At 32.1% G+C, this 26340-nt stretch carries 18 protein-coding genes; 7 read left to right on the top strand and 11 right to left on the bottom strand.

Annotated elements, in window-relative coordinates; genetic code table 11:
* Nucleotides 1-80: 80 nt before the first annotated feature.
* The 5 genes from IGJ04_RS04475 to IGJ04_RS04455 form a co-directional block, all read right to left on the bottom strand.
* Nucleotides 81-1271: a tyrosine-type recombinase/integrase gene (locus tag IGJ04_RS04475; protein WP_438839982.1), complete on the bottom strand. Its 1191-nt coding sequence runs from the start codon at nucleotides 1269-1271 to the stop codon at nucleotides 81-83.
* A gap of 82 nt (nucleotides 1272-1353) precedes the next feature.
* Nucleotides 1354-1551 carry a hypothetical protein gene (locus IGJ04_RS04470; RefSeq protein WP_368014522.1) on the bottom strand — a complete coding sequence of 66 codons (198 nt, stop codon included), beginning with the start codon at nucleotides 1549-1551 and terminating at the stop codon, nucleotides 1354-1356.
* 589 nt (nucleotides 1552-2140) lie between these two features.
* The gene (locus IGJ04_RS04465) at nucleotides 2141-2332 is read right to left on the bottom strand and encodes a helix-turn-helix domain-containing protein (RefSeq protein ID WP_061112804.1); all 192 of its coding nucleotides are present in this window, start codon (nucleotides 2330-2332) and stop codon (nucleotides 2141-2143) included.
* Between the two features lie 71 nt (nucleotides 2333-2403).
* Nucleotides 2404-2805, bottom strand: a complete 402-nt coding sequence (locus tag IGJ04_RS04460; protein WP_438839981.1) for a hypothetical protein — start codon at nucleotides 2803-2805, stop codon at nucleotides 2404-2406.
* Nucleotides 2806-2833: 28 nt separating this feature from the next.
* Nucleotides 2834-3280: a hypothetical protein gene (locus tag IGJ04_RS04455; RefSeq protein WP_438839980.1), complete on the bottom strand. Its 447-nt coding sequence runs from the start codon at nucleotides 3278-3280 to the stop codon at nucleotides 2834-2836.
* Between the two features lie 531 nt (nucleotides 3281-3811).
* Between IGJ04_RS04455 and IGJ04_RS04450 the strand changes: the two genes are divergently transcribed.
* Nucleotides 3812-5977: a bacterial Ig-like domain-containing protein gene (locus tag IGJ04_RS04450; RefSeq protein WP_438839979.1), complete on the top strand. Its 2166-nt coding sequence runs from the start codon at nucleotides 3812-3814 to the stop codon at nucleotides 5975-5977.
* Nucleotides 5978-6713: 736 nt separating this feature from the next.
* On the opposite strand, the gene IGJ04_RS04445 is transcribed toward IGJ04_RS04450, so the two are convergent.
* On the bottom strand, nucleotides 6714-7910 hold the full coding sequence (locus tag IGJ04_RS04445) for a helix-turn-helix domain-containing protein (RefSeq protein ID WP_438839978.1): 1197 nt from the start codon (nucleotides 7908-7910) through the stop codon (nucleotides 6714-6716).
* A gap of 588 nt (nucleotides 7911-8498) precedes the next feature.
* Between IGJ04_RS04445 and IGJ04_RS04440 the strand changes: the two genes are divergently transcribed.
* The 6 genes from IGJ04_RS04440 to IGJ04_RS04415 all read left to right on the top strand — a co-directional run bounded on the left by IGJ04_RS04440 (nucleotide 8499) and on the right by IGJ04_RS04415 (nucleotide 19296).
* Nucleotides 8499-10751 carry a MucBP domain-containing protein gene (locus IGJ04_RS04440; protein WP_438839977.1) on the top strand — a complete coding sequence of 751 codons (2253 nt, stop codon included), beginning with the start codon at nucleotides 8499-8501 and terminating at the stop codon, nucleotides 10749-10751.
* 99 nt (nucleotides 10752-10850) lie between these two features.
* Nucleotides 10851-12434 carry a MucBP domain-containing protein gene (locus IGJ04_RS04435; protein ID WP_438839976.1) on the top strand — a complete coding sequence of 528 codons (1584 nt, stop codon included), beginning with the start codon at nucleotides 10851-10853 and terminating at the stop codon, nucleotides 12432-12434.
* Between the two features lie 223 nt (nucleotides 12435-12657).
* Nucleotides 12658-13383 carry a hypothetical protein gene (locus IGJ04_RS04430; RefSeq protein ID WP_438839975.1) on the top strand — a complete coding sequence of 242 codons (726 nt, stop codon included), beginning with the start codon at nucleotides 12658-12660 and terminating at the stop codon, nucleotides 13381-13383.
* A gap of 71 nt (nucleotides 13384-13454) precedes the next feature.
* Complete coding sequence (locus IGJ04_RS04425) at nucleotides 13455-14222, top strand: hypothetical protein (protein ID WP_438839974.1); 768 nt, start codon at nucleotides 13455-13457, stop codon at nucleotides 14220-14222.
* A gap of 26 nt (nucleotides 14223-14248) precedes the next feature.
* The gene (locus IGJ04_RS04420; RefSeq protein WP_438839973.1) at nucleotides 14249-18037 is read left to right on the top strand and encodes a hypothetical protein; all 3789 of its coding nucleotides are present in this window, start codon (nucleotides 14249-14251) and stop codon (nucleotides 18035-18037) included.
* A 56-nt stretch (nucleotides 18038-18093) separates the two neighbouring features.
* Complete coding sequence (locus IGJ04_RS04415) at nucleotides 18094-19296, top strand: DUF4238 domain-containing protein (RefSeq protein WP_438839972.1); 1203 nt, start codon at nucleotides 18094-18096, stop codon at nucleotides 19294-19296.
* Between the two features lie 177 nt (nucleotides 19297-19473).
* On the opposite strand, the gene IGJ04_RS04410 is transcribed toward IGJ04_RS04415, so the two are convergent.
* Genes IGJ04_RS04410 through IGJ04_RS04390 form a run of 5 tightly spaced genes read right to left on the bottom strand, consistent with a single transcriptional unit; the run spans nucleotide 19474 to nucleotide 26261 of the window.
* On the bottom strand, nucleotides 19474-20376 hold the full coding sequence (locus IGJ04_RS04410; RefSeq protein ID WP_438839971.1) for a conjugal transfer protein: 903 nt from the start codon (nucleotides 20374-20376) through the stop codon (nucleotides 19474-19476).
* Between the two features lie 18 nt (nucleotides 20377-20394).
* Complete coding sequence (locus IGJ04_RS04405) at nucleotides 20395-21396, bottom strand: bifunctional lytic transglycosylase/C40 family peptidase (RefSeq protein WP_438840348.1); 1002 nt, start codon at nucleotides 21394-21396, stop codon at nucleotides 20395-20397.
* A gap of 5 nt (nucleotides 21397-21401) precedes the next feature.
* Entirely contained in the window at nucleotides 21402-23435 is a 2034-nt protein-coding gene (locus IGJ04_RS04400) for a CD3337/EF1877 family mobilome membrane protein (RefSeq protein WP_438839970.1), read from the bottom strand.
* Nucleotides 23435-25885 carry an ATP-binding protein gene (locus IGJ04_RS04395; protein ID WP_438839969.1) on the bottom strand — a complete coding sequence of 817 codons (2451 nt, stop codon included), beginning with the start codon at nucleotides 25883-25885 and terminating at the stop codon, nucleotides 23435-23437. The genes IGJ04_RS04400 and IGJ04_RS04395 overlap by 1 nt, the downstream gene beginning before the upstream one ends.
* Nucleotides 25869-26261: a conjugal transfer protein gene (locus IGJ04_RS04390; protein WP_438839968.1), complete on the bottom strand. Its 393-nt coding sequence runs from the start codon at nucleotides 26259-26261 to the stop codon at nucleotides 25869-25871. Before IGJ04_RS04390 ends, IGJ04_RS04395 begins: the two co-directional genes overlap by 17 nt.
* Between the last annotated feature and the right edge of the window lie 79 nt (nucleotides 26262-26340).

The following is a 26340-nucleotide window of genomic DNA, read 5'->3' as shown; positions in this document are numbered from 1 at the left end:
GAAACGTTGATTTATCAATATTTCTGGTGCTTCTTTTTTTCGAAAAAGTAAACTAACTACAAAACTAACTACAATTTCTTTTAGAAATGATATTTTTCCTTTTCAATAAACTGAGCGAATTGGTCAGCGCTACGCTCCTCACGTTCGGGGTAGAAGTAGTTATATACTTGTCGAGTCATCTTGGAATCTTTATGGCCGACACGGTACATAATATCTTCTAAGTTCATATCTGCCATTGCACAAAGTGAGACATGTGTTTTACGGAATTCATGAAGTGTAATTCGCTTTAGTTTGTATTTTGTCGCGATGACATCATACCAATCATTCGCTTGACCAGGACGACAAAATTTATTCTCTTTGTTAGGAAAAACAAGTTGGTGCTTGTTGGTTGCTCTAATTCCTAAAACCTTAAACTCAAACTGCTGTCTAGTTTGCCATTCCTGTAACATAGCCATGGTTTCTGAATCAATTGAAATGGTTCTTTTACCAGCATTTGTTTTGGCACTTTGACTAGCTACTTTGGTTATTTTAGTACTAGGATTACTTTCGACTTCAGCTAATGTTTTACTGATAATTAATTTCTTCGTTTCAAAATTAATATCATTCCATTCAAGAGCAAGTATTTCTGATTTTCTAGCACCTGTATAGGATAGGACTCGAAAATAAGTTTCGATTTTCTTGTTTCCATGCTTTTTGCCGCAATCCAAGAAGATAGCTAGCTCTTTTGGAGTGTAAACACTCATTGTTTCAGTAGCAACTAAATTCTCATCTATTTCTTGACGTTTGATAGGCTCGGTTTTTCGCATAGGGTTTTCATTGATTAATTCTTGCTGAACACCATATTGTAAAATCTGTGCAACTGCCCGACGAAAGTAATAAGCTTGCTTGTATCCATCTCTTATCCAGCGACGATTGACTTGAGTACAGAAACGTACTGAAATATCATTCAACTTTTTGTCTCCAAAATATTCAAGCGCATGATCTTCAATGGCTCTTCTCGTAATCATGATAGTTGATGGCTTTACTTTCAATCGATACTGTTCAATGAATTCTTCATATAGTTCTTTAAAAGTAATATTGCCATTCATTTTTAGTAGATTCTTATCGAAGTCTAGTTGCAGTTGTCTATATACTTGTTGTGCTTCTTTTTTTGTTTTGAAACCACTTCTAGTTGTACGAATCTCTTCTCCAAATTCAGTTTTTCCAAAATAGCATTGAAATTTCCAAAGTTTTTGATTGTACTTGGTGTATTGCTTAAAAGAAACAGACATATAAATCTTCCTCCTAATTCATTCATTGGATTAGGATATTTTTGTCTTTAGCAAAATTTTAATATTTGAGGTTTTAATTAGGTTAATCATTTTTTAATTGATTGAAAATATCCTTTACATCTTCAATATCGTACAAATGCTGCCTACCAATAATAATGACTTCTAATCCGTTAAGGCGAAGTGTTCTTAAAGTATCATAGCCAATATGCAACTCTTGCATTAGAGTTTGTTGGTTCACATATCTTCCTAGAATCAATGATGTTTTATTAGGTAAGTCCATATAAAATCACCTTTCTTTTCTTGATAGTCAGGCTATTTATCCATCCTTTCTTTTTACAAATAGAGTATTTGCCTCAAAGTGCTGCGAGCTAGAATCAAATACATACCTTAATTATAGGACTCGTAGTACTTTTTTTCTATATAATATTGTAAAAAGCATCTCATTCACTGGATTGTTTTATACATATTCAAACGACTTAGAAAAGTCCACAGGAGTTTCACCTCAACTCAAACTCGGAGAAGCTACCCAATGCTGTGAAGCGTTCAAGGTAGGAGTATCATTATAATTGAATACAATTCATGGCTTCTTCAATTTCCTAAAATGAAGAATGTAAATCAAAAGGGATCGCTCATTTTTTTTAAAGTCATTGCGATTTTGTTTACGTAGCTCGTTGTAATCAAAAATGTATTTGAATAGGTTATTAAATTTTCAATGAACAGTTTAAGATATATGCTAATAAGAGGTTTTAAAAAGGGGTAATCACAACATTTTTTGATATTGATTTGGTAAATAAGTTAAAAATGGCTAAGGTAAATTCCTCAGCCATTTTTATTTATTGTAGTATTTGAATTCAAAATAGTTTATAGGTCTATTGTTGTACTTTAAAAGCGAGTATCAGTTTGATAAAGTGTTCTGACAACTCTTGATAGCAATCTAAATCAAGCTCACCATTTCGAGTAGATTCTTTTAATAGTAGTGGACGAAATTGTTGATATAAATGATTCATAGCTTGTTCGTTTCCTTGCTGTGCGGCAAGTAATAATGAAGTAATAGTTTCCATAGCGTATTCCTCCCTTAAATGTTCTTATGGGAATTGTCTAAGGGGGAGACCGAATGCATATGAATTTGCTGTTAGCTTTTCATTAACACCTTTACTTTTTTTAATAGTCTTTTTTTGTATATTGAAATGGCTTGTTGAGATAAATTTCTTTCTTTTGCAAGTTCTGTATCACTTTTTCTAAGAATGAATTTTTCAAATAGAAATTTTTTTTCCTTTGTAGACAATCCTTTGATGGCTTTTATTAATAAATCATTATCAAAATAATCTTCGAGATCTTTTGATTCTATTGTTTGTAAAGTGTATGACTCAGGACAGGTGTCTGTTGAAAAAGAATTAGGATCAAGTTCTTGAAAATCTGTTAAAACTGATCTAGTTGTATAATTCTTTTTTTTTCGATAATAGTTATTTGCATGATAATGTATCCCAATACGAAGATATTTCTTTATCTTATTATCACTAGGAGTATTTGCCATATTTATCAGCACCTTTAAATGTATTTAACTATACGCGTCTATATTGCCAAAAACCTCGACTAATTTTTTCTATAGGTAAGTTTTTATCTTTTACAATTTTAGGTAGGATATTATTCACCAAGTTTTTGTAATCTAAATTGAAGTGTAAGGTTGCGGTTAGTGTAGAATGGATTTGAGAGCCATTCATAGGCTTGCCTGAATTTTTCAGTACATAGCAGATATCTTTAGAAATAATGTCATAAGGAATTGAAGCTGTTTTTATTTTGTGATCATAGAATCTAGTTCTATCTATTTCTGATTTTGGTATGAGACTTGTTTCTTTTAATGCTTTACCATCATAAATCTCTGTTTCTATTTCTTTAATACGATTTAATCTGTTTTCAATTGACTCATAAAGACGAGTAATAGTTTGGCGTTCGTGCGTTAATTCTGTAATTAATTTCATAAGTTCCAGTTTTTCTTCTAATAAATCCAAAGTAATCACCTCTTTACTAATAAGAGGTTCAAGCATGGTGGAATAACAACAAAAAAACTATCAATTTTTTGATAGCTTTTTGAAAAAAATATTTAATTCATATACTAGAGGTAAGGTGCCTTTTTTATTCTATTGTTTTACTTCTACATGAACTTGAATAGATAGTCGTTCACTAACTATATTTAATCAACATTAAGTGTAACAACTTTAAATATAAATATTTACTTGTATTTGAAGTGAATTACATCAATCTAATAGAATATGAGGTTGTAGCTCAGGCTGTAATTATCTTCAGTGTTGTGCAGGTTTTAAGAAATTCTTTGAAAGAATAGTTTTTTATTGTTGTATGTGTGTAAATGTAGATTAATTTACAAATTTGAAGTGATTTATGGAGAAGAAATCATTCCTGCAAAATGGAATAATTTGTTTAGGTTTTGTGGAATTCAAATCATAATAGTCATGTATTATTATGATGGAGTCAAGTGTCGTCTGGGCAGTTGCTTCAAGAAAAGAAAGAATGGGGAGTTAAACATGAAGAAAAAAATGACAATTTTAATGGTTGCTAGCTTGTTTTTTGGCAATGCAAGCTCTTTATTACTGGCAACAGAAAATGTTTTTGCAGATGAACAGGTTGGAAATCAAGCTAATGATGTTGAGGAACAGAATTCCTTAAGCGTATCAAATAACGATGAGCAAGTAGTGCAGGATACAGTTATAGCTATTCCTTCAGAAAAAGTTCAAGTAGATGATAATAAGGAACCAGCAAAGTCCTCCAGAGCGGCTCAAGATTATGTTTCTATTCCAGATGCGGTGCTACTAAAAGCGATAAAAAGTGCTTTGTCATTAGAATTTGTAGATCAATTAACTGAAGAACAGTTAACCAGATTAAATATTTTAAGTATTCAAAGTGTAGATGGTTATAACGGATTAAAAGATTTAACAGGATTAGAATACGGAGTTAATTTAACTAAAATGAATATTTCTGGTCAACCCAATTTAACAACACTGATGCCTGTTGCAAATTTGAAACAATTAACTACTTTAAATGTTACAGATTCTGGTATTGCTAGTTTAGATGGAGTATCCCAATTAACTCAATTGGAAAAATTACAATTAAGTGGTAACCATATAACCGATTGGTCAGCTCTTTCTGAGTTAACAAATTTAAAGGAGTTTACTTACGATTCGTATAACTGGGTACCGGGTTCAAACTATACCGTGATAGAAGATATAACTCCCTTTTTGAACCTAAAATCATTAATTAGTTTAGATTTGTCAAATAATGCTATTTCTGATTTATCTCCGTTAGATGGTAACAATCAACTTGTCACGATTAATCTTGACAACAATCTTGTTACTAACCTTACCCCATTGACGACCATGACAGCATTAAATTTTTTGTCAGTTAATAATAATAATTTAAATAACATCGATGATTTAGCTACGTTAAGTGGTGTGAGTGAAATAAGGGCGAACCAAAATCATATTTATGATCTTAATAAAATAAAAACAATGTTTGAAACTATGCCGATGTCAGCAGATACTAGCGCGTTGCAGCTTAATAATCAAACGATAACTTTGCCAAGTATTACAGTAGTCGAAGGACAGACTGTTAGCAGTCAAAATCCTACTAAGGATATAAATAATCAAGCAATGGCTATTACAACAATTTCGGATTCAGGAACATCAGAAGATAATCAGTCTGTAATATGGCAAAATATTACTACAGATAAAAATTTGACGTATCAAGTAAGTTATACTAGCACTAACGAACAAGGAGTGCCATTGAATTATTCAGCAACTATTACACAACCTGTAAAAATAGTTGCTGCTGGGCAAACAATCGTCAATGTACATGATTCAACACTTTATACAGGAGACAATTGGTCAGCGCAAGATAACTTTGACAATGCTACTGATAAGGAAGGTAAGCCAGTTGATTTTGAAAAGATAGAAGTAACGGGAACAGTGGATACGAGTAAAGTTGGAACGTATCCCGTGAACTACAGCTATGATGGAGTGGAAGCCACAGCAACAATTACAGTGAAAGATAAGCAAACGACCGTCAATGTACATGATTCAACACTTTACACAGGAGATGATTGGTCAGCGCAAGATAACTTTGACAATGCTATTGATAAAGAAGGCAAACCGGTTGATTTTGAAAAGATAGAAGTAACGGGAACAGTGGATACAAGTAAGGCTGGAACGTATCCTGTGAACTACAGCTATGATGGAGTAGAAGCGACTGCTATGATTACGGTGAAAGAAAGAGAAAATCTAAGAGCTAAAGATGTTCTTATTAATTACGTTGATCAAGATGGTAAAATTATTCATGAAGCTCAAAAAGTAAGTGGTAACATTGGTGAAAAGTATGATTTCACTAGTTCTAAATATCAATTAACAATTGAAGGCTATTCCTTAACTAAAGTACCAACTAATGTAACTGGAACGTTTTCAGAAAAAGAACAAGTAGTGACATTTGTATATAAGAAAATAATGAGTAATCAACCTAGTATCCCACCAATAAATATGGATAAGGAGAATCCAAACTCTTCTTCTAAACTAAAACAAAATGAAAATGCTTCTGTATTGCCTAAAACGGGTGAATATCAGTCTAATTCTCTCTGGTTAATAGGTGGGATATTAATGATAAGTGGGATATATGTATTCGTAAGAAGATGGAGAAAGAGCTAGCCTATAATAGACTGAAAACTGTAAAATTAATTAAGATTGTTTTAAATTAGTAATGTAAATAATTTTTGTAGTTAGTACTTTTGAATAGTCTTTAGAGAATGATGAATCAGTAGCTATAAAACACAAATGGTAGAAAAAAGAATAATAAGTTCACTCGTAAAAATATGTAAGAATAGCTTTCATGTTCTTGAATATATTTTAAATTACTTTTTTAACAGGATATATAGTAAAAAAATGCAAAGTAGTTTGGTACTACTACTAAAACGAGAAAAATAAAACGCCTCTGTTGGATTCTTATAAAAAGAAACCAATAGGGGCGTTTCTTATAGGCATAGGTTTAATGAGCACAGTACCTAGATGGGCTAATTTTTAATACAATCATAAAAGGTGCATAAATAAAAAAATATCTGGATTTTTTTCACTGAAACTATAGTAGTTATATCAATACTAGGTATTTTTGAAAAATGATTTTCTGTAGATTAGATTAGTTAGATGCTGTAAAAGATTTTGCCAATTCTCATAGTCTCGAATATCTTCAAAATAGAATCGTTCAGCTTTAGATTCTTTTCCTTCATAGGTATCTGAAATGATAAGGTCCGCTTCATTAGGGTTTTTGGTAATAAGGATAGTTGATTCGTTGAAAGTTGTTTTCAAAGAGTTTGCAATCAATGTCCCATCGTAAATATTTTTGGAAAATTGTACATAAATTTTAAGCTGTTTAGGGATGCTATTAATATCAAGAATAAAGTAGATATTTGAATTCCTTAATTAAAGATGGAGAAACTTCTCCAAGACAGTCTTTAAAGATATCATCATTTAAGAATTTAGAAATCAATTTTTCGTTATGAGGAAAGTCGGTATCAATAGAATGATGATAGTTTTTCAATGTAAAAGTATTTTCATAGAAATCAACATAACCAATATTGATGTGTCTAATATAAATCAAAACAATTAACATTAGATAATAAGATTCAATATAACCTTCTTCCGTAAAAGAAAAAGATGCGTAGTTGGAAAATGAGGTTAACAGGTGGGAAATGTCATCCGCAATTTTTAATTTTGATTTTTTATAAAGAGTAACAAGTTCTACTTTTTTTTCGAAAGAATCTAAATCATAAACAATTCCTCTAATAGAGTAACAGAAGAACAACGTTTCAGTTTCAATAACATCAGAAGTTAATAATTTGCTGGTTTTAGTAATAGAGAAATGGTCTTCATTAAAAAATTGAATATCCTCTAAAAATTCTTTATCCAAATGAATGAACTGTCTTCTATAGAGTAGTCTATACAGGGTCAGACCTTGAGCAATTTTAAGTTTTTTTTCTTGAGAAGCAGATAAATTTTCTGTAGTAATTAAATGTCTTTTTAAGTTGTCTAGATTTAAAAACTCTATGGGCATTTTTTTTGAAAATGAAATATCTTTATTTGTCTTGTTTAACATCCAAATAAGGTAATATGAAAAAAATCTGATGCCAATTTCGTCGCCTTCAATATTCCCAGACTGAGTGAATGAAATTTTACCTTTAAATGTTTTTGCTATGTCATTTAATACAGCAAGTTTATTGTATATAGTCGACGGTGCAAGTTCTAATGATACCTCTAAATCTTTAATAGATAAATTTTCTTTTTGCATAACTGCGGAAAAAACCTGAAATAAGGTGCTTTTTCTTACATAAAATTCTTTTAGGGTTTCAATGGTTAAGCTATTACTAAAGCTTTTATCTTTTTGGATAAAGTAATTTCCTTGCTCATCGATTAGTAATTGCACAGAATTAAAACTTTTTAAGAGATCCTCTCCAAGTTCGCTTACATATCTCAAAGAAGTACTTTTTGAAAGCTTAATTCTTTTCATAATTGTTTGAATAGAAACTTCACTGTTAGTAAGTAAAATGTATTTAAAGAGATTTACTTTTACTAATTCTTTTTTACTCATAAAATAATTATACAATGGCTTCACTACTTTCTAAAAGTATCTATGTCTGGATTAAGGCTTTTTACAAAATATAAGAGTGTTGTGCAGTATTTACGTAGAAGTATATTCTAAAAATATAACATAATCAACAAGTAATAATACTGTTTTGATTTAGTTGTAAACTAAGTAAACATTTGTGCTGATTAAAAAAGGAACTTGAGTATTCTGTGAAAGTGAAACAAATTGTTTCAAAGTAATGGAGCTTTGATTTAGTAGATAGGCTATCATGAAATGGCTGTAATTGTAGCATGCCTAAAAAACTCATTATAATGATAAGCTAGTCTAACCATGTCTAGTCAAAATGACTCAAAGCATAGAAGAACGTATCTATAACAAACGTATGATAGAATAACTTTATACTAAGACTTTTTCTTAATGATATTCCCGACTGTTATTTTAATAGTGTGATTATTTTTTGTTATTGATTAAATGCTTATTAAATTAGGTACATTGAAAATAGTATCTTTAAAATTTGTCTAAAAATAACAATATTAGTTTTTGTCAGTGTGATATTTTCTGTAAGTATGTAAAAAGAGAAGGGGGATACTGATGAAAAAATTTATGAGTCACTTAACCATATTATTAATGATATGTGCACAAATAGGTTCATCTGTAACGGTCTTTGGTGAAGAATCAGGACAAAGTCTAAAATTAGAACAATCGAATGGAGATTCTGAAGAAATAGATACAGTTGAAACTACAGCAAGTACACCTATGTCTGACTTAGAAGAAAAACAAAATACTAAACTGGAACAACCAAATGTTTCTCCAAGGGAAATTGATAATTCAAAGGAAGAATACGTTACAGAACCTATTATTGAGGATATAGCCAATAATGGAGAGTTAGAATCATCAACAATCGACGTATATGCAGGTGAACCATTAGTTATCCCTGATTTAATAGTACGAAAAGCTATCAATACAGCATTAAAGCATGTTAACGACTGGGAGACATATACACCTACAATCGATGAAATTGCGGGTATAAAAGGAATTTTTTATCTGAAACCAACCGAATCTGAATCTGTGGTCAATTCTTTAGAAGGGATGCAGTATTTAACAGGTATCACTCAACTTTATGCGACAGATATTAAATTTTCTGACTCAAATGAACTATACAAATTAAGTTCTTTAAAGCAGTTGCTCTATTTGAGTATGGGAAATACAGATATTGAAAATATTGATTTTATTAAAGGATTAGATAATTTAACTGGTTTAGTTTTACCTGATAATAAAATAAAAGATGTTAGCCCAAGCTATGATTATTACAATTCTGGTAATAGAAAGCAATACAATTTTTTGACTCAGAATGTAGATGAAACCATTGATATAAATTACGCTGAGACGATTACTATACCTCCAATGAAATTAACTGGTGTAAATGGCAATCAAGTAGCGTTCCAGTCGTTTGTCAACAATCCAAATAATAATTTTTCATATTCCAACGGTGAATTTATCGGAAAAAACCTATTACCTGGAAAAACCTACCAATTGTCTTATCGTTTCATAGACAATAGTATTAATCATGCAGGTGCTTTCAGTGGTGTAGCGACTATTAATATAACTGTTATTGCACCAGATGCAGCGCCTGTTACAGTTAAATATGAAGATGAAAATGGGAATGAGTTGGCTCCATCGGAGGTGTTAAATGGAAAAGTTGGTAATCCTTACACTAGTGTTGCGAAAAGTATCAATGATTGGACATTAAAAGAGACACCAGCGAATGCAAGTGGCACATTTACGGATCAACCCCAAACGGTAACTTATGTATACGAACGAATCGAAGCTGCACCCGTAACGGTGAAATACGTGGATGAGGAAGGTAATGAACTAGCCACATCAGAAACATTAAATGGAAAAATAGGGTTGCCATATCAATCAACAGTGAAGAGTATAACTGGCTGGACATTGAAAGAAACACCAGCGAATGCAAGTGGTACATTTACGGATCAACCCCAAACGGTAACGTATGTGTATGAACGAACAGAAGCAGCACCTGTAACAGTGAAATACGTGGACGAGGAAGGCAATGAACTAGCCACATCAGAAACATTAAATGGAAAAATAGGGTTGCCGTATCAATCAACAGCAAAGAGTATAATTGGCTGGGCGTTGAAAGAAACACCAGCGAATGCAAGAGGTACATTTACGGATCAACCCCAAACGGTAACGTATGTGTATGAACGAACAGAAGCAGCACCTGTAACAGTGAAATACATGGATGAGGAAGGCAATGAACTAGCCACATCAGAAACATTAAATGGAAAAATAGGGTTGCCGTATCAATCAACAGCAAAGAGTATAACTGGCTGGGCGTTGAAAGAAACACCAGCGAATGCAAGAGGTACATTTACGGATCACCCCCAAACGGTAATTTATGTGTATGAACGAACAGAAGCAGCACCTGTAACAGTAAAATACGTGGATGAGGAAGGTAATGAACTAGCCACATCAGAAACATTAAATGGGAAAATAGGGTTGCCGTATCAGTCAACAGTGAAGAGTATAACTGGCTGGATGTTGAAAGATACACCAGCGAATGCCAATGGAACATTTACAGATGCAGTGCAAACGGTGACGTATGTATACAAAAAAGCAAAGAGCAATCCCCCAATCATTCCACCAAGCAATATTGACAAAGGAGATAGTGTTTCTTCATCTAAATTAATAGGCAATAGAAGTAATTCTTCATTACCTCAAGCGGGTGAACAACAAACCTCTAAAATTTGGGGAATTCTTGGCATGTTGTTATTTGGAAGTTCGGTAGTAGTTATAGGTAGACGTAGAAAATATCAAAAATAAAAATGATTTTCGATTGGTTTTGAGTAAGAAAAGAATATTCTGGTGTTATTGGTTAAATTTGAATGAAACAACTATAAATCTAAGGAATGGAGTTTTTTTATGCAACGAATGTTAAAAATCGGAGCAGTCAGATTATTGCTAATAATGAGTGTGAATACTTCTACAGTAGTAAATGCTTTAGAGACGGAACCATCTTATAATGAAAGCAATGCGGTTTCTCAAACAAGTGTAGAAGCTGCAGTAATAAATCCTATTATTTCAGAAGATAAGGTAATTACTGGAATACTTCCAGCCTATGGAACAACAGATCTGGGAGAGAAAATAAAATTAACTTATTCTTCAGCAGCTATGCTTTCTCTTAACAATCAAATATACAATCAGGATACTGTTAGTGGTAATCAAATGTTTAACTACTCCGTTACACCGCTTAATGATGATTATTATACTTTTACTTTCACTCTACCAGATAATAAATCATTTGTTTCAGGTGATAAATTGAATTGGTTTATTATACCTGCAACTCTCCCAGTAGGAGCTCCACAATTATCGCAAAAGTTATCAAGTGAAGTGATTGCCAGAGATACACAAGCAAACATAAAAGTTCATGATTCTGAAATTTTTGTGGGTGATAATTGGACAGCAGAAGATAATTTTGACAGTGCAACTGATAAAAATGGTAACACTGTGGATTTTAGTCAAATAACTGTTGATGATTCACAAGTGGATACTTCTAAAGCAGGTAAATATGAAGTAAGTTATACTTACGAGGGTGTCACTAGCAAAGCAACTATTACAGTTATAGAGGACAAAAACTCAGTTATTGTTCATGATTCAGAACTAACAGTAGGTGATAGTTGGATGCCACAAGATAATTTTGATAGTGCAACTGACATTAACGGAAATTCAGTAGACTTTTCAGAAATTGATGTTGAAGGAAGTGTAGATACTTCAAAAGTAGGAACTTATAAAGTAACTTACACACGAATTATGTCTTCTTTCTTTAGTCCTTCTGAAAATCAGGGGGAATATTCAGCCATAGCAACAATTACAGTAAAAGAAGATACGCCTGCGAAAGCAGGTGAAGTGACTGCTAAGTATATAGATATTGATGAGAATAAAATATCAGATGATGTAATCAAATCAGGCAATATTGGTGAAGACTATTTTACAGAAGAAAAAAAGATAGCAGGTTATACATTTAAAGAAGTTAAAGGGAATACAACCGGAAAATTCAAGGAAGAAGCCCAAATTGTGACATATGTGTATGAGAGAACTGAAGCGGCACCAGTGACGGTGAAATATGTAGATGAAGAAAATAATGAACTAGTCGTATCAGAGACATTAAATGGAAAAATAGGTTTGCCGTATCAATCAACTGCAAAAAGTATAACTGGCTGGATGTTGAAAGAGACTCCAGTGAATGCCAATGGAACATTTACGGATAAAGCTCAAACGGTGACGTATGTATACAAAAAAATGAACAGCGATCAACCAAGCGTTCCGCCCACAAATATTGATAAAGAGAATAGTATTTCTTCTTCTAAACCAGTAGGCGTTAAAAGTAATTCTTCATTACCCAAGGCAGGTGAACAGCAGACCTCCAAAATTTGGGGAATTCTGGGTATTTTATTATTGGGGAGTTCAGTATTAGTTGTAGGTAGACGTAGAAAAAATCAAAATTAAAGTAAGGGAACTAACGGTGATTTTATCGTTAGTTCTTTTTAGTATATTCTACTTTCAAATTATTAATGTAATAGGTTTGATTAATAAAGCCTACCACGTTAATTTTTGAATTGTAGTCGTAAATTTCCTAAAACATCAGTTTTACCAAGAATGATTCTTCTTATAAGGTGTTAAAAATGTTATCATGTAGGTAGGTAAACACAATGAATATGGAGTTGATTTTATGAAAGAAAGCATCATTGATTTAACAGATCGTACAGATATTTCTAAATTTTTAACTCATTTAACCAGAAACACTAGAGATGCTACAGCAAAGGAAAATTTAATTTCCATTTTAAATGATAAAAGGATAAATGCATCAAGTTATTGCTGTATGTTTAACAAAGAACTATCTAAGTTATCAGAAGAATACCAAAAGGAATTTAGTGTGACATGTTTTACAGAGACGCCGTTAGATCGTTTAAAGGTTGTTGTTAAGACTTTAGAACATAACAACAGAAGGTTTGAACCTTATGGATTAATATTTATGAAAGATACTCAGTGTTTAGAAAGTGGTTTTGGAATTAACCCAGTTATTTATATTAGGCAAAAAAATACGAGTTTGACAAAATCATTTTGGGATCAATTTAACAATTGGAAAGATAGTCCCAATGAAAATGCGAGCTTTCCAACTTTTGGCTGTTTAGTGAATCATGTAAGTTCAGAAAATGATTTTCAATGGCAAAGAGAGTGGCGAATGAAAGGTGATTATCATTTTGATTATAACCATATAGTTGCGGTAATTGCCCCACAAGAAGAGCACACAGCAATAAAAGAATTCTGTACGTTTGAATCAGCTAATAAATTAACTTTTATTGATTCTGAATGGAATACTGAAGAAATTTTGTACCAACTTTCCAAAAAATATTGGCATTTGAGTGAGCAAGTTATGAATGTGTTTAAAGTTTAAAAAAAATAATTATCTTTTTTTGTATGATTAACTAATATAACTTAAATCATTTGTTATTAGGAGGATACAGAGTGGGAACTTATGCGTACAAAGATGAAGATAGAAATGAAAGTAGCGTCATTTTTGCAAAGGACGCTCAAGAAAAACATAGAAAAGTTCGATATTATTGTCCCAATTTGGATTGTCCTGCAGAATTATACATTTGCAGTTTGGATGGAGAAAAAGAAGCCTATTTTTCAGCAAATTCTTCAATTAAACATGTTGATGGATGCTGGGGTGCTTCCAAAAATAGTAAAATAAAACTTAATGAATATACAGAAGAATTATTTGAATTTGAAGATGCCCTGACAAATTTGATGAAACCAATATCCACAAGTAAAAAAGATAGCGAAAGACAAGAAGGTAAAACTCATGGTACTGGTGATTCTAAATTAAAACCATTACGCACAATTCATCAAATATATGAAATGTGTAAGTTAAATCACATAAAAGATACGTACAATGGTACCTTAATAGGTTATATGTTATTGGATAAAAGGAGTGAATATCTATACTCTAAAGGTATCTATGGATTTAAGATTGTTGAATGTACTAGACAAAAACCAAATTTTTATAATAACGAAAAGAAGGAACTGTTTCTAGTGGCTCCGAAAGATATTCATAGATTTAAATTGATCTTACAATTTGAAAATGCAGCTCTATTTACAAAGTTAAAAAATTCCTATTATTCCAATAGAGATGCAACTGTTATAGTAGCTGGTAATTGGTCTTACTCTAAAGAAAGAAAAGCATTTCTTACAGAAATAAATAGTGCAAAACAATTTAAAATTTTGAAATAAGTTGATTTATTTATGGAGGTGAAAAAATGATATTTGAAAAAATTACTCCAGAAAGATTAGATAGTTGGAGTAGTGAAAACAGCAGACGCGCACAAGAAATTTTACCAGAAATTGTTGCAAGATTAGTATTAAGTAGTTTTAATCAGATTAAGGATTTTAATTTTCCTTATGGAAAAGGTATTCAGTTTCCAGGTTATGATGGTTATTTGAATGTTGATGAAAGTACAAATTATATTCCTCAAGGAGTCTCTGTATTTGAATTTGGAACAAATGGGAACATATTGAATAAGTTTGATGATGATATAAAAAAAAGATCTGAAAATCCGCTGAATATAACAAAAGAGATTACGAATTTTATTTTTGTATCATCAAAAATTTGGAGTCATAGAGTATCTGTACCTGATAAAATTATTGAGACCAAAAAAAAATATACTTGGAAAGATATTAAAATACTTGATGCTCAAGCATTGTGTTTATGGCTTGAGGAAACCCCTGCTGTATCTATTTGGTTATCGGAAATAATAAACGGAAGCATTTCAGGTATTTCGACTGTTGAAAAATATTGGGATGAAAAAACTGAAACAACGAATCCTAAATTGACAGATAAATTTTTCATTAATAATAGAGAAGAAAAAGTAGATGAAATTAAAGAGTGGCTTATAAAAAGTGAAGGGTACTATTTTATAAAAGCAGAGTCTTCAATAGAAGCAACTTTATTTTTAATTGCTGCAATGAAAAATATTGATATTGAGATAGCTCACAAAGTTATTCTTATAAAAGACAGAGACACATGGAATAAGGTTATATCACTAGAAAATAAAAATATTATTTTGGTGCCGATATTTCCAATTGATGATGATATCTCTTGCCCAGACTATATTAGTGCAATCTTACCTATTAGTAAATTTACACCGCTTGCTAAAATATCGGAAAATTTTAAAGGTATGGAAATTAGTAGATTTAAACATGATCAGTTTCAAAAAAATTTATTGGAATTAGATATTTCACACGATAAAATTTCGGAACTTGAAAAAGATACAAAAAGATGTTTTCTTCCTTTGTACAGAAAATTATCAACCAATCCTTTGGTAAAGAGACCGGGCTGGCTTTCATTATTGAACAAAGAAACTGCAAATTTAATTTCCATTATGTTAGTCAGTTATATAGATACAGAGTCGCAAGGTGATATTGAAGTACTTAAAATACTGACTAAAGATTCAAGTGAATTTTTATCAAAACTTGAAGAATGGACAAAAATGGAAGACTTTCCAATTATAAATATTGGCAATGTGTATCGAGTAGTTTCAGTTCAAGACATGTGGTTATTTTTGACCGATAAAATTAAAAAAAATGATATTGAAAACCTGGAAAAAGTAATAAGTTTAATTTTTTCAGAAACAACTCCTAAATATGATTTACCGACTGAAGAAAGAAGTATGGCAGCAATTTTAGGAAAAAACGATAAATATTCAAAACAGCTTATTGAAGGGTTGTTAATTTCATTGATTTTTTTAAAAGAAAGAGATGAGATGTTCTCTAGTACATTTATTGGTTCAACCAAAACGGTCGTAAATGTTTTATTGAAAGAGATATTGAGCGAAATAAACTCAGAAAAACAATGGCTTTCAATTGCAGAATTTCTTCCGTTAATTTCTGAAGCTTGTCCTCAGGTTGTGATTGATAAATTAAAAAAAGAACTCAGAAATCCAGAGAGTATGTTCTGGGAGATATTTAATGTAGGGGAAGGGAATAGTTTATTTTCAGGGAATGTATATCACCATTTATTGTGGGCGATAGAGAGGTTGCTTTGGATGGAAGATTACGCTGTAGATGCGATACTATTATTGGTTAGAATAGCGCAAAAGCAGTACACTCTTCCAAATGGAAATACGCCAGAATCAAGTTTGAATCAAGTTTTTAACATGATGTTTCCTCAAACTATATTATCTAAAGATGAATTAGCCAAGTTATTAGGGAAAATTATTCGTGACTATCCTGATGTGGGTTTAAAAATTATCGATGAGATGAGTGGAAATAATAATAATCGTATACTAATATCAATAAGTAAACCTGAATGGGTTGATTTCACGGATCCATATGAAAAAAGATCTTTAACATATAGGGATTTGCAATCATTTAGAAATAAGATTGTAGACGTTTATTTTGAGAATATTAGTGAAACAGATATTCGTGTATACGAAATTATCTTTAAAAATATTGGTTACTTTTACTATGGAAATGAACAGAAAATAAAAAAATTAATTGAGAATAATATTGAGAATTTCAATGAAGAGAAAAAATTTTCGATATCAATAAATATAAGAAAAACTATTTTTAACAATAAAAAATATATCGATAGTGAAAGCAATCTACCAGAAAAAACTATTAAGTTTTTGGAAGATTTATTGCCTTTGATAGAGCCTAATAATATTATGAGATTTGTTTATTTGTGTAAATATAATCCACCAATCAATAATCCTGTCCCTTATTCTGATTCGATTCAATATGATATAAATCAAGAAGACACATTAGTTTATATTGAGCGAGAAAAAGCAATAAGAGAGATTATGAAAGTTTATGGAATAGATGAGATGATTGACTATTGTAAATTTATCGAAGATACTTCTGATTTTGCAAAAATAATTGTTGAAGAAGTTTTAGAGGGACAGTTTGATGTTGAGTTTTTATTAAAAGTTCAAAAAATCAATTCTATTTTATTTAGTTCACTTCTTTTCTTCTTGAATAGAGATGGTTTAGAAACTATGTTTAAAACACTAGAGAACGATTCAAGTTTATGTTGGAAACAAAAAGCGGATATATTTTGTCAAACTGAACACAGTATGACTTTGTGGAAAGAAGTAGAAAAGCACGATTCTTTGTTTCAAAGTTACTTTTGGAAGAATTCGCCATGCATTTCTGTGGTTCGTTTAAATAAAGATGAGATTGAGTATTATCTACGTAAACTGGTCGAGCATGGTCGAGTAGTAGAAGCGATTAATTCAACTGCTTATTCCGACTATAATGATTACAAAGTTTTACAATTTTTATTGTATTCATTACGAGAGTATATAAATGATGGGAATAATATGAACAATTCAGATAAACTTGATCCTAAGAATATTCAAAATGTTTTTGAAAAAATTTACCAAGAAAAAAATAAGGATATTGAAAAAATCGCTATTTTGGAACTATATTTCATTGGAATTCTACCTTTTGATTTTTATCCACAATCTATAAGTGAATTGATAGCTAAACAGCCAGAAATTTATGTTCAATTAGTATCAAAGTCATTTTTGGACGATTCTGGAGAAAGTAAAAATAATGGTAACTCCATTTCCTTCTATAAAATACTAGATAGAATAACTATTATTCCTGGCTGCAATAAATATACCGCAGACAAAGAAGCTTTTGATTCATGGATTACTAATGTTAGAACTATCGCTAAGGAATATGGATACGAAAAAGCAGTATCATTGTCTTTAGGAACTTTTTTAAGCCACTCACCCAATGGTGAAGATGGTATTTTCCCTCATGAAATTATAAGAGATTTTTTTGAAGAAAATGCTTATGAATCTTATGTTTCAGAATACCTTATCCCTAACTTTGTTGTAGGAAAAAGTAATCATGAGGGGGCTAAAGTATTTTGGGGGAGTAGTAGTAATCATGAAAAACATATGGCAGAAAAATACAAGAATGATGCTAAAATAATAAAAATTGATTATCCAGAAACTTCTTCGATTCTGAAGCGCTTAAGTGATAGCTATGAATGGAGTTCTAAGGCTGTAAGTAGTATTGATGAGAGGTACTTTGATTAATATGTGATAAATATGATTGGTAAAGAGTATTTAAAATTATCAGGAAGGTGGAAAAAATGCAAGTAACAAAAAAACAACACTACATCCCACAAGGTGTATTGAAACATTTTTCTGATAATAGAAAAAAAGTTTTTGAACTGTACAATAACTCTTATCTAAGTAAAAAAGAAATTAGAGATACTATGTGTCAGAACTTTGTTTATGAGCATGAAAAATTACCCCAAAATACTATTGAGAATTCTTTTGCACGTATTGAGAGTGCATTTATTCCTTATCATGATAAATTAGTCAAAGTATTGGAAGAGAATTACTTAATCAGTCAAGAATTACCAGAAGAGGAAATTAATAAGTTAATGATGTTTTATGTATTGCTATATTTACGCAGTGGTGCATTACTGGAAGAGTACGCAACATATAGTGATAATCCAAAAAATGAAAGAGTCGAACGGCTTTTAGAAAATATAGTTGGTAACGTATATCCAGCTAAGCTTGCAAATACCATTCTAAAGGGGTATGAATTATCAATTCTTGTTGATGAAGCTGAAATGTTTTGTATGAGTGATCAATTTTTTAGCACAGTATCTTTAAAGTTTAAGAATAAGTTTTCCAATATGTCTAATCGTCAGATTGGTTTTAAGGACACGATGATTTTAATACCAATATCTTCAAAATTTTATTTATGTTTTTACCATGGTAATAAACCTAAGTATGTCAAATTTAAATCATATTGTTTCCTTACAGAAGAGCAAACAAATGAAATAAATGTAGCTATTTTAAAAAATTCGTATTCCAAGTCAGTTTGTATGAAAGAAGTTCCTTTGAAACAAAATAAATCTGAAGGTCAAGGCATGAAAAGTCCTGAACGGAGCATTATGGTATATCAAGGTGGAGACGTATCTATAAATACAATTAAAAAGGAAATAGAATTTTATAAATCAGAAGAAAAATTTAGTAAAGAATATTTGTCTATTTTTAGTGAGTATAGAAGCTTGTATGAAGGAAAAGTTAAACGAAATGATTTATGTCTTTGTGGAAGCGAAAAAAAATACAAAAAATGTTGTCTAGAAATACATGAAAGATGTATTAGTATTTACCATGAAATTCACAATCAAAAAAATGACTGGTATTCTATTTCACCTAAATATACAGTTGAACGGGAAATTGAAGTATTTAGAGGTCCTCAAGAAGAAATTCCGACATCTAAAGATCGTGAAATATTTGAATTATTAAAGAAAGAAAATTTAGGACCTATGAGATGAATTTTATATACTTGAATATGAGCAAGTATAAGGGCAGATGCTCATGTTAAATAGTTCAAGTTATATATCTAAGAAGATGAAAATTAGTGAGTAAAAAAATCTGGAATTTTTACAAATAAGTACAGCAACAATAAAAGAAATCTAACGAATAATTCTCGTTAGATTTCTTTTATTGTATTAGTTTAAAATCATCCAGTTATCTTCTTTTTGTAGAGTTAAATTATATTGAGAAGTTTGAATAGCTTTAGTTATTGGATCAAGGTATGTCACCGATACTTGTGCAATGACTTGATCATTTTTTAATGAATAATTGGAAGAAGCTAGTTCCAAAAATTGATATTCTCTATTAATAGGTTTTAAAGCTTGATTATTAACGTAGTAAGATAGTTCTTTTTCATTAGCTTTGGGGTAAAGTTTAAAAAATGTTTTTAAGAATGAATCAATTTCCTCTGTAGTTTTGGCGTCTATGGTTCCGTCTATATCGCTAACTTTTGGCTTGTACTTTGATTTAGTAGGTATACTACTTATCGTTGGATTTTTTATAATAACCATATTTTCTTCATCGTCCACATAGATAGTAAGAGTATAGGCAGAGTGAGTGGTTTGTTTCTTTTTTTGTTCGGTAATATCTTGGTTAACAGTAAATAAAACCTCAAAGTTGTTTCTATCGACTGGCTTAATATCCCAAAACTGAATGGATTCAACTGTAGAATTTGTAGGAATATCAGTCCTCACCATATCTGCATTTAGGATTTGTAAATCTTCTGTAAGATAATCTTTTAATTTTTCAGTTCGTTGATCTAATGCTTTTTGATTATGCTCCCAAGAATAGAAAACCGTAATGAAGTTTCGACTGAAGCTTTCGATTTTATTTGTATCAATGACTCGTTGTTCAATGATTTCTTTTTCATGAGTCGTATGTTGATCGATAGTTGTAAAGTTTTTATACACACCAAAAGTAATACTTGCTAGCAGTAAAACCCATAGTACCGTTGTCGTTTTTTTGTGTGTTCCTACTTTTATTGTAGGAATTTTTTTGACTTTGTTTCTTTTTTCTTTTCTCTCTAGTTTGATTTTCATGAATGTGATTCCTTTCTCTTATTTAGTAATAATTCGCCCTGCACCAATTAGGTGTTGTTGCCAATAAGTTGAGGTAAGGTCACCATAACCAATGGGATCTCCTGCGTGATACATTTGTGTTGGAGATACGACGATGCCAACATGTGTAACATAGTCCGATGTATCGTAGGTTGAGTGGAAGAAAACTAAGTCCCCAGCTTTTGCTTCAGTTAATGGAATATGTTGTGTAGCGTCATACTGTGCTTGAGCGATTCTTGGAAGGATTATGCCAGCTTTTCCAAAACACCATAACGTTAACCCACTACAGTCAAAACTTGTCTCAGGACTAGTACCTCCAAAGACGTAAGGATAGCCCTGATATTTCAACGCTTCATCCATGATTGCTTGGACAGTTTTATTATCAAATTCAGTCACTGTTAGATATTGAGAAACTAATTTTACATAAAATTGATTTCCGTAGTTGTATCGCCACCCACCATTAATAGGTATGGCAATTGGATTGGGATAACTCACTTTAGTACCGTCTGATTTTTCCTTTGAGAAGGTTTCTGCTAGCTCATAAGAATATTTCTTTCCGTGAGAAGCAATGTATTCAAGAAAACCACCGCCATAATTATAGGATTGAATGACTGAATTAACATCGCAGCCTAAGTCATTGGAAGATTTCAAAAGTTCGCTAAAGTACTTACAGCCTTGTCTAATTGATTCTTCAGTTGATAAAGTATTTGGAGGAAGTCCTAGAGACTCACTACTTTGCATCACATCTTGCCCTTTCCCAGCAGATTCAACCTGCATAATCGCAAGAATATAGCGAACATATTTTGAAATATCATATTCCTTGCAGTATTTCTCAACGGTATTCTTATGAGAAAGAACTTCCTTTGAAACAGACAATCCACCTATATCAGAAGAGTCTTGAGCACTACTGTCATCAACTGAGAAAAAAAGGATGACGCAGAAAATTAAGCCAAATAGGATCATAAATAAACTACCAAATAGTAGAGTAAACTTTAGTTTTATTAGCTTCATTTTTTAGAACCTCGATTTTTAGGTTGCCTTCTTTCCTGTGTCGTGTTCCTAGGGGCTTGATTATCTTTTGATTGTTTAGGGTGAGGATTCTTATTTTTAACTGGTTTATTTTCACGATTGATTGGTGTAGTCGATGCATTCATTATTTCAGATTTTGAATAAGGCTTGATAGTATATTTTGTAAGCGGACGTTGATGATCTGGAGTTTTTGAATTTGTTTTATTTTGAGTTTTAGGTGAACTAGTTTTACGTCTTGTTTTTGCTTGTTCCATTTCTAATCGTTTTTGTGCAATTGTTTGTTTATGCTGACGTTGTTTTTTCAGTCGTTCGGCTTGATTTTTTTGTGGTGTATTTTTAGTTGTATCAGAAAAGTTTTGAATGCCTTCTTTTAAGTTGACTTTCTTTTTATGAATCGCATATTTAGCTTGTGTAGGTAAATCTTTTGTTTGTTCTTTTAGTAGTTTGGTTTTATCACTTGCTCGTCGTTTTATATCTAACACATTGCCTGTTGTTTTTCCGAGTCGTTCTGATAATGTTTGCTTCGGTTTAATAGGTGAAGGAACAGTATTCTGTCTGTCGTGAGTTTGAGGTACGGATTTGTTATTAGCTGCTGCTTTCTTTTTAGAAGGGGAACTTTCTGGAGTCAGACTTTTACTGAGTTGCCGTTGGATTTTTCTTGTTTGGCGATTGACTAAGCGTTTAGGTTTACGGAAAATTTGTTTTCCAACACCTTGAGAATCATTACTTTGTAATGCAAACAGACTCATTAAGTCGCCCAATTTTAAATAGATACCAGCGAACGTCACAATCTGTAAGAATGCCGTCATAAAGAAGGGCGAACTGGCGGACAATGAATACAACATCGTAGAAATGCTAAAAGCAACAGTAATAATCATTGTAATACCTGCTCGAGTCATGATGACATTAAAGAGTTTCATAACAGCCCTTTTACTGGTACTTTGAAAACTAGGAATCATACTTAGCAGAAAACTAATTGGTAAAAACATGGCATAGACAATGAAGAGGACTTGAGAGAAAATCATGATCCCTGTGAGCAGAAAGATAAAAATAGAAATGCCGATGTTAAAGAAAAATAAGAAGAAGACCGTCCCCAGTCGATTAATGGCTTTGGTGATACTCAAATTGTTGTTTTTCTTATTCTCAATCTCATCTTTAACAGTCGTTTCTCTGTCTTTTCCGTCATTAAGTGTTGGACTAACGGAAAGAAGTTTCTCAACACGAGATTCTCCTAAAGATTCAATATCAGAATCATCGTATTGTAAAAGAAGCCAAGGCTGTTGTACTTGGATAGAAAATAGGCTATCTCGTATTAAGTCCACACTGTCTTTTCCTTTAGAATCAGAATTAGGTAAAATAATCTTTGTGCCAATATCTAAGCTTGCTTTGCTTACATCGGTAGAGAATTCATTAATCTTTTGAATGTAATCAGGTGCATAAGCAATAAAAGAAGCAGATAAAATAAAGACTACGAAAAAGTTGATGACAGCTTGAACAGCCTTGGTAGTTTCACGTTTTAATAATCCCGTATAAGCGACATAGATACCCAAAACTAAAACTAGAATCAATAGAAAGCCTACATAGAATCCAGAACTAGAAAAGCCATGTTTCGTAATTCCTGCAATGGTTTGCATGCTTTGACCAATTGCATCGGTTGTTTGAGAAATGAAATCTAACTTGTAGGCTTCTTGAATCAAGTAACCTGTCGCATTTGAAAGGTAAAGAGAAATGGTCCAAATGAAATTGGTAATGGCATAAAGACCATACGTGACTTGTTTTCCAATCCCATCACCCCAGTTCCAAGGCAACCAGCCCCATGAATTATCGACATAGAAATCTAGTTGGTAATTATCAAGCGGGTATTTTGAATACACATTACTGGAATTAATGGTATCGTCTACTAGTCCAGCAGCTTCTACAAAGGTTCCTAGCAAAATTAGCGAAAGTAAAATAATCCCAACCAGTAGAAGTAGAGATAAAATAATTTTCTTTAAAGGCCATTTGTGTTTCATTAGGACACCTCTTTTCTCACAGGCGGTCTTGTATCAAAAGCATGAAGCAACTCTTCAAAAATGGGATGAAATTGAATCACACCTACACGTCCATATAAATCTGAAAGGAGACATTGACCATTTTCTAAATCTCTTAATCGTTTTTGATTGCCTTCATCTTCTTTATCAATGCCAAAAAATTCCAATGTCTTTTTAATTTCATGAATATCCGTAGAACGGAAAGCAAATTTCAACCCAAGATTATTTTTTAGTTTTTCATCTAGTAAGTCATCCGCATTTTGCGTAACAAAATAGACCCCTGCATTCATAGCTCGTCCAGCACGGACTAGCTTCATAGAAAGGGTCTTTCCTTGAGCTACTTGAAGGAAACTCCAAGCTTCATCTAGGTCAACAATTTTAAAGATAGATCTGTCAGAGTGAATGAAATCTAAAGCAAAGGTACTAATAACAATTAGCATGGCAACACTTAGTAATTCCATCGTCGTATATTCTTCAAACCCAGTTATAGCATCAGGAAGAACTAAATCGGCAACTTGAATAATATTGAGCTGCTTATCTAAACTAATAGACTGTTCAACAGTTCCGTCACTAAACAATAAGTGGGCAAAATCGTAGTCGGTAAAAGATTCAATGTGATCGGCTATATGGTTACTGATAACCGTATCTTCTTTTCGTAGTTCATCCAGAACAAGTAAAAGACCACGCGTTTTACTTTTGGTAACACGACGAATGGCTTTTCGTAAGACTGGGAATTTTTCACCATCCCGACTGGATATTCCTGTTAAGGACGTCAAAATATCAATCGCTAGGCTTTCACTATCTTTAGGTCGTTTTAAAATGACATAAGGATCAAGTAATCCTTTATTGGTCTCTTCGCTTGTAAGGTTCACAATATTAATTTCGTGCGCAATATCTGGTAACGTTTCTTTCCAGTTGCCTCGTTCTGCTTTTGGATCAACGATAACGGCTTGCCCACCAAATAAAACAGCATAGTAAACGAGCATGTTATTACTAAAGGATTTCCCACCACCCAAAGAGCCAATGAATGCAGAAGCCAAGGCATTCGTAACAGAGCCTTTTACACCTTGACTGGCTAAACTAGGTTTTAGATAAACGTTTCTTCCGGTATCTAAGTTGTATCCTACATAGATACCTTCTGTTTCTCCTAGCATTTGAGTCGCACCAAAACCTAATCCAGCAAGGAAATCAGAGGTGACATATTGGATATAGTCGTTTATATATCGTTTAGAAGCTGGAATAAATTCACCATGTAACCCAAGCATATCGCCAAAAGGTCGCACCAATTTGATACTAAAATCATCATAGAAATCTTTGACTTCATTGCAACGACGTTTTAATTCATCTGGATCACTTGCAGAGACACGTATAACATAGCTTAGTTTGTACATAGACTCTTTTGTTTGATCTAAGGTACTTTCAAGTTCATCTACTGAGTCTAATGCATCTACAACGTTCGAGCTTGTCTCATTATTACTTTCAAAGGCATGATTGTCTAAATCTTTAAGTTCTTTCTTTTTATTTCTAACGGTAGAGAGGGCTTTTTTGTTCGTAACGATTTCTACGTTCATAGAAGTATCAATAGGGAAGGAGAATTGTTGTTGCTGGTAATAAAAGATTTCGCTATTTGGAAAACCTAATTCACCAATAACAGAATTGATTGTAAAATAAGCAGCGTATGTTGTCTCATCTTCGTTTTCAATTTTCAAATAACGCTGATTTTCTTCGATCAAGCAACGGGTCGGTTTTAAAAGGTCATACCGTTTTACTAAGGTTTCTTTTTTTAGTTTTTTAGTTGGTAGGTGATAAGAGTATTCTTCATAGGGGGTTCCCGTTTGTCCATAAATGTGTTCAATGATATAGCCAAAATCATCTTTAGATGCGCGACGAATCTTAAAGCGTTTTGAGATTTTATTTTCAAGAAGGTGTTCCATTTTTGAAAAACGATCAATCTCATCATTACTCATAGAGACAAAATCTCCCATAAGCTTATGGTTCACATCATGAAAAAAATCTTGTAAAGAAATCCAAAATTCGTTGGATACATTCTTAATTGTCACTTCTTGATCATTTAGAGATAATTTAAAGCCAATAAAAAAGCGATAGTCAACTTGATTGTCTCCAATCATTTCAACTAACGCATCGGTTTGTTCGTCTATTTTTTTAGTGGCGACTTCTTTTAATTTACCAGTGATTTCATTTTTAGATCGCTCCTGTGCGGCTCGAATACTGGATTCGGTACTAAGTTGCAAGGCATGAATTTTTCCATCCCGATTTTGAGCAATCAATTGACGGAAGCTGTCATGTACTTGGAACTTTTCTTCTGGACTCAGAAAACTATAGTTATAGGGTATCAATTCATAGTAAGAAAAGCATTCACCATCATGATTGAACACCAGGTTATTTTCAATATATTTAATCGGAAACTTCATAAAGTTCACTCCTTACAATTGTAATGGATTCATTTAGTTTTTGAGACTTCAATTTTATGGGCTTGTAGGCATAAGTTAGTTTAGAACGGAAAAAATAAGAGAGGATAGATTTTAAGAATCCATACGGTTTTTTTCCGTCAAATGTTTTTTGACTCATAAACCAAGTGACGGCAAGGGGTAACCCAAGATATTTTAGAAACGCCCCATCAATGAATGAGAGAGGTGGTATGTGGCTAAATAGAATGACAAAAAGAATGGATACCACAAACCATGTCATTTGAGAAAAGGTAATAGGGAAGGGAAGTTGTAAGTCGTTGATAGCATAGATAACTTTTTCTACATTCCAGATGCTAGTATAGCTTTTTATTTTTTTCACTACATCACGTCCTTTCTTAAAACAAAAAAGAGTCACTCATTTTAATAGTGAGACTCTTTGGTAATTATATATTTACTTT

The sequence above is a fragment of the Enterococcus sp. AZ050 genome (genome assembly GCF_051715085.1).
Lineage (GTDB): Bacteria > Bacillota > Bacilli > Lactobacillales > Enterococcaceae > Enterococcus > Enterococcus faecalis.
This window is presented reverse-complemented; position numbering and strand designations above follow the sequence as displayed.

Bases quoted from the DNA above. Each gene is read 5' to 3' on its own strand.
- IGJ04_RS04475 (WP_438839982.1), bottom strand. From the start codon at position 1,271: ATGTCTGTTTCTTTTAAGCAATACACCAAGTACAATCAAAAACTTTGG.
- IGJ04_RS04470 (WP_368014522.1), bottom strand. From the start codon at position 1,551: ATGGACTTACCTAATAAAACATCATTGATTCTAGGAAGATATGTGAAC.
- IGJ04_RS04465 (WP_061112804.1), bottom strand. From the start codon at position 2,332: ATGGAAACTATTACTTCATTATTACTTGCCGCACAGCAAGGAAACGAA.
- IGJ04_RS04460 (WP_438839981.1), bottom strand. From the start codon at position 2,805: ATGGCAAATACTCCTAGTGATAATAAGATAAAGAAATATCTTCGTATT.
- IGJ04_RS04450 (WP_438839979.1), top strand. From the start codon at position 3,812: ATGAAGAAAAAAATGACAATTTTAATGGTTGCTAGCTTGTTTTTTGGC.
- IGJ04_RS04445 (WP_438839978.1), bottom strand. From the start codon at position 7,910: ATGAGTAAAAAAGAATTAGTAAAAGTAAATCTCTTTAAATACATTTTA.
- IGJ04_RS04440 (WP_438839977.1), top strand. From the start codon at position 8,499: ATGAAAAAATTTATGAGTCACTTAACCATATTATTAATGATATGTGCA.
- IGJ04_RS04435 (WP_438839976.1), top strand. From the start codon at position 10,851: ATGCAACGAATGTTAAAAATCGGAGCAGTCAGATTATTGCTAATAATG.
- IGJ04_RS04430 (WP_438839975.1), top strand. From the start codon at position 12,658: ATGAAAGAAAGCATCATTGATTTAACAGATCGTACAGATATTTCTAAA.
- IGJ04_RS04420 (WP_438839973.1), top strand. From the start codon at position 14,249: ATGATATTTGAAAAAATTACTCCAGAAAGATTAGATAGTTGGAGTAGT.
- IGJ04_RS04415 (WP_438839972.1), top strand. From the start codon at position 18,094: ATGCAAGTAACAAAAAAACAACACTACATCCCACAAGGTGTATTGAAA.
- IGJ04_RS04410 (WP_438839971.1), bottom strand. From the start codon at position 20,376: ATGAAAATCAAACTAGAGAGAAAAGAAAAAAGAAACAAAGTCAAAAAA.
- IGJ04_RS04400 (WP_438839970.1), bottom strand. From the start codon at position 23,435: ATGAAACACAAATGGCCTTTAAAGAAAATTATTTTATCTCTACTTCTA.
- IGJ04_RS04395 (WP_438839969.1), bottom strand. From the start codon at position 25,885: ATGAAGTTTCCGATTAAATATATTGAAAATAACCTGGTGTTCAATCAT.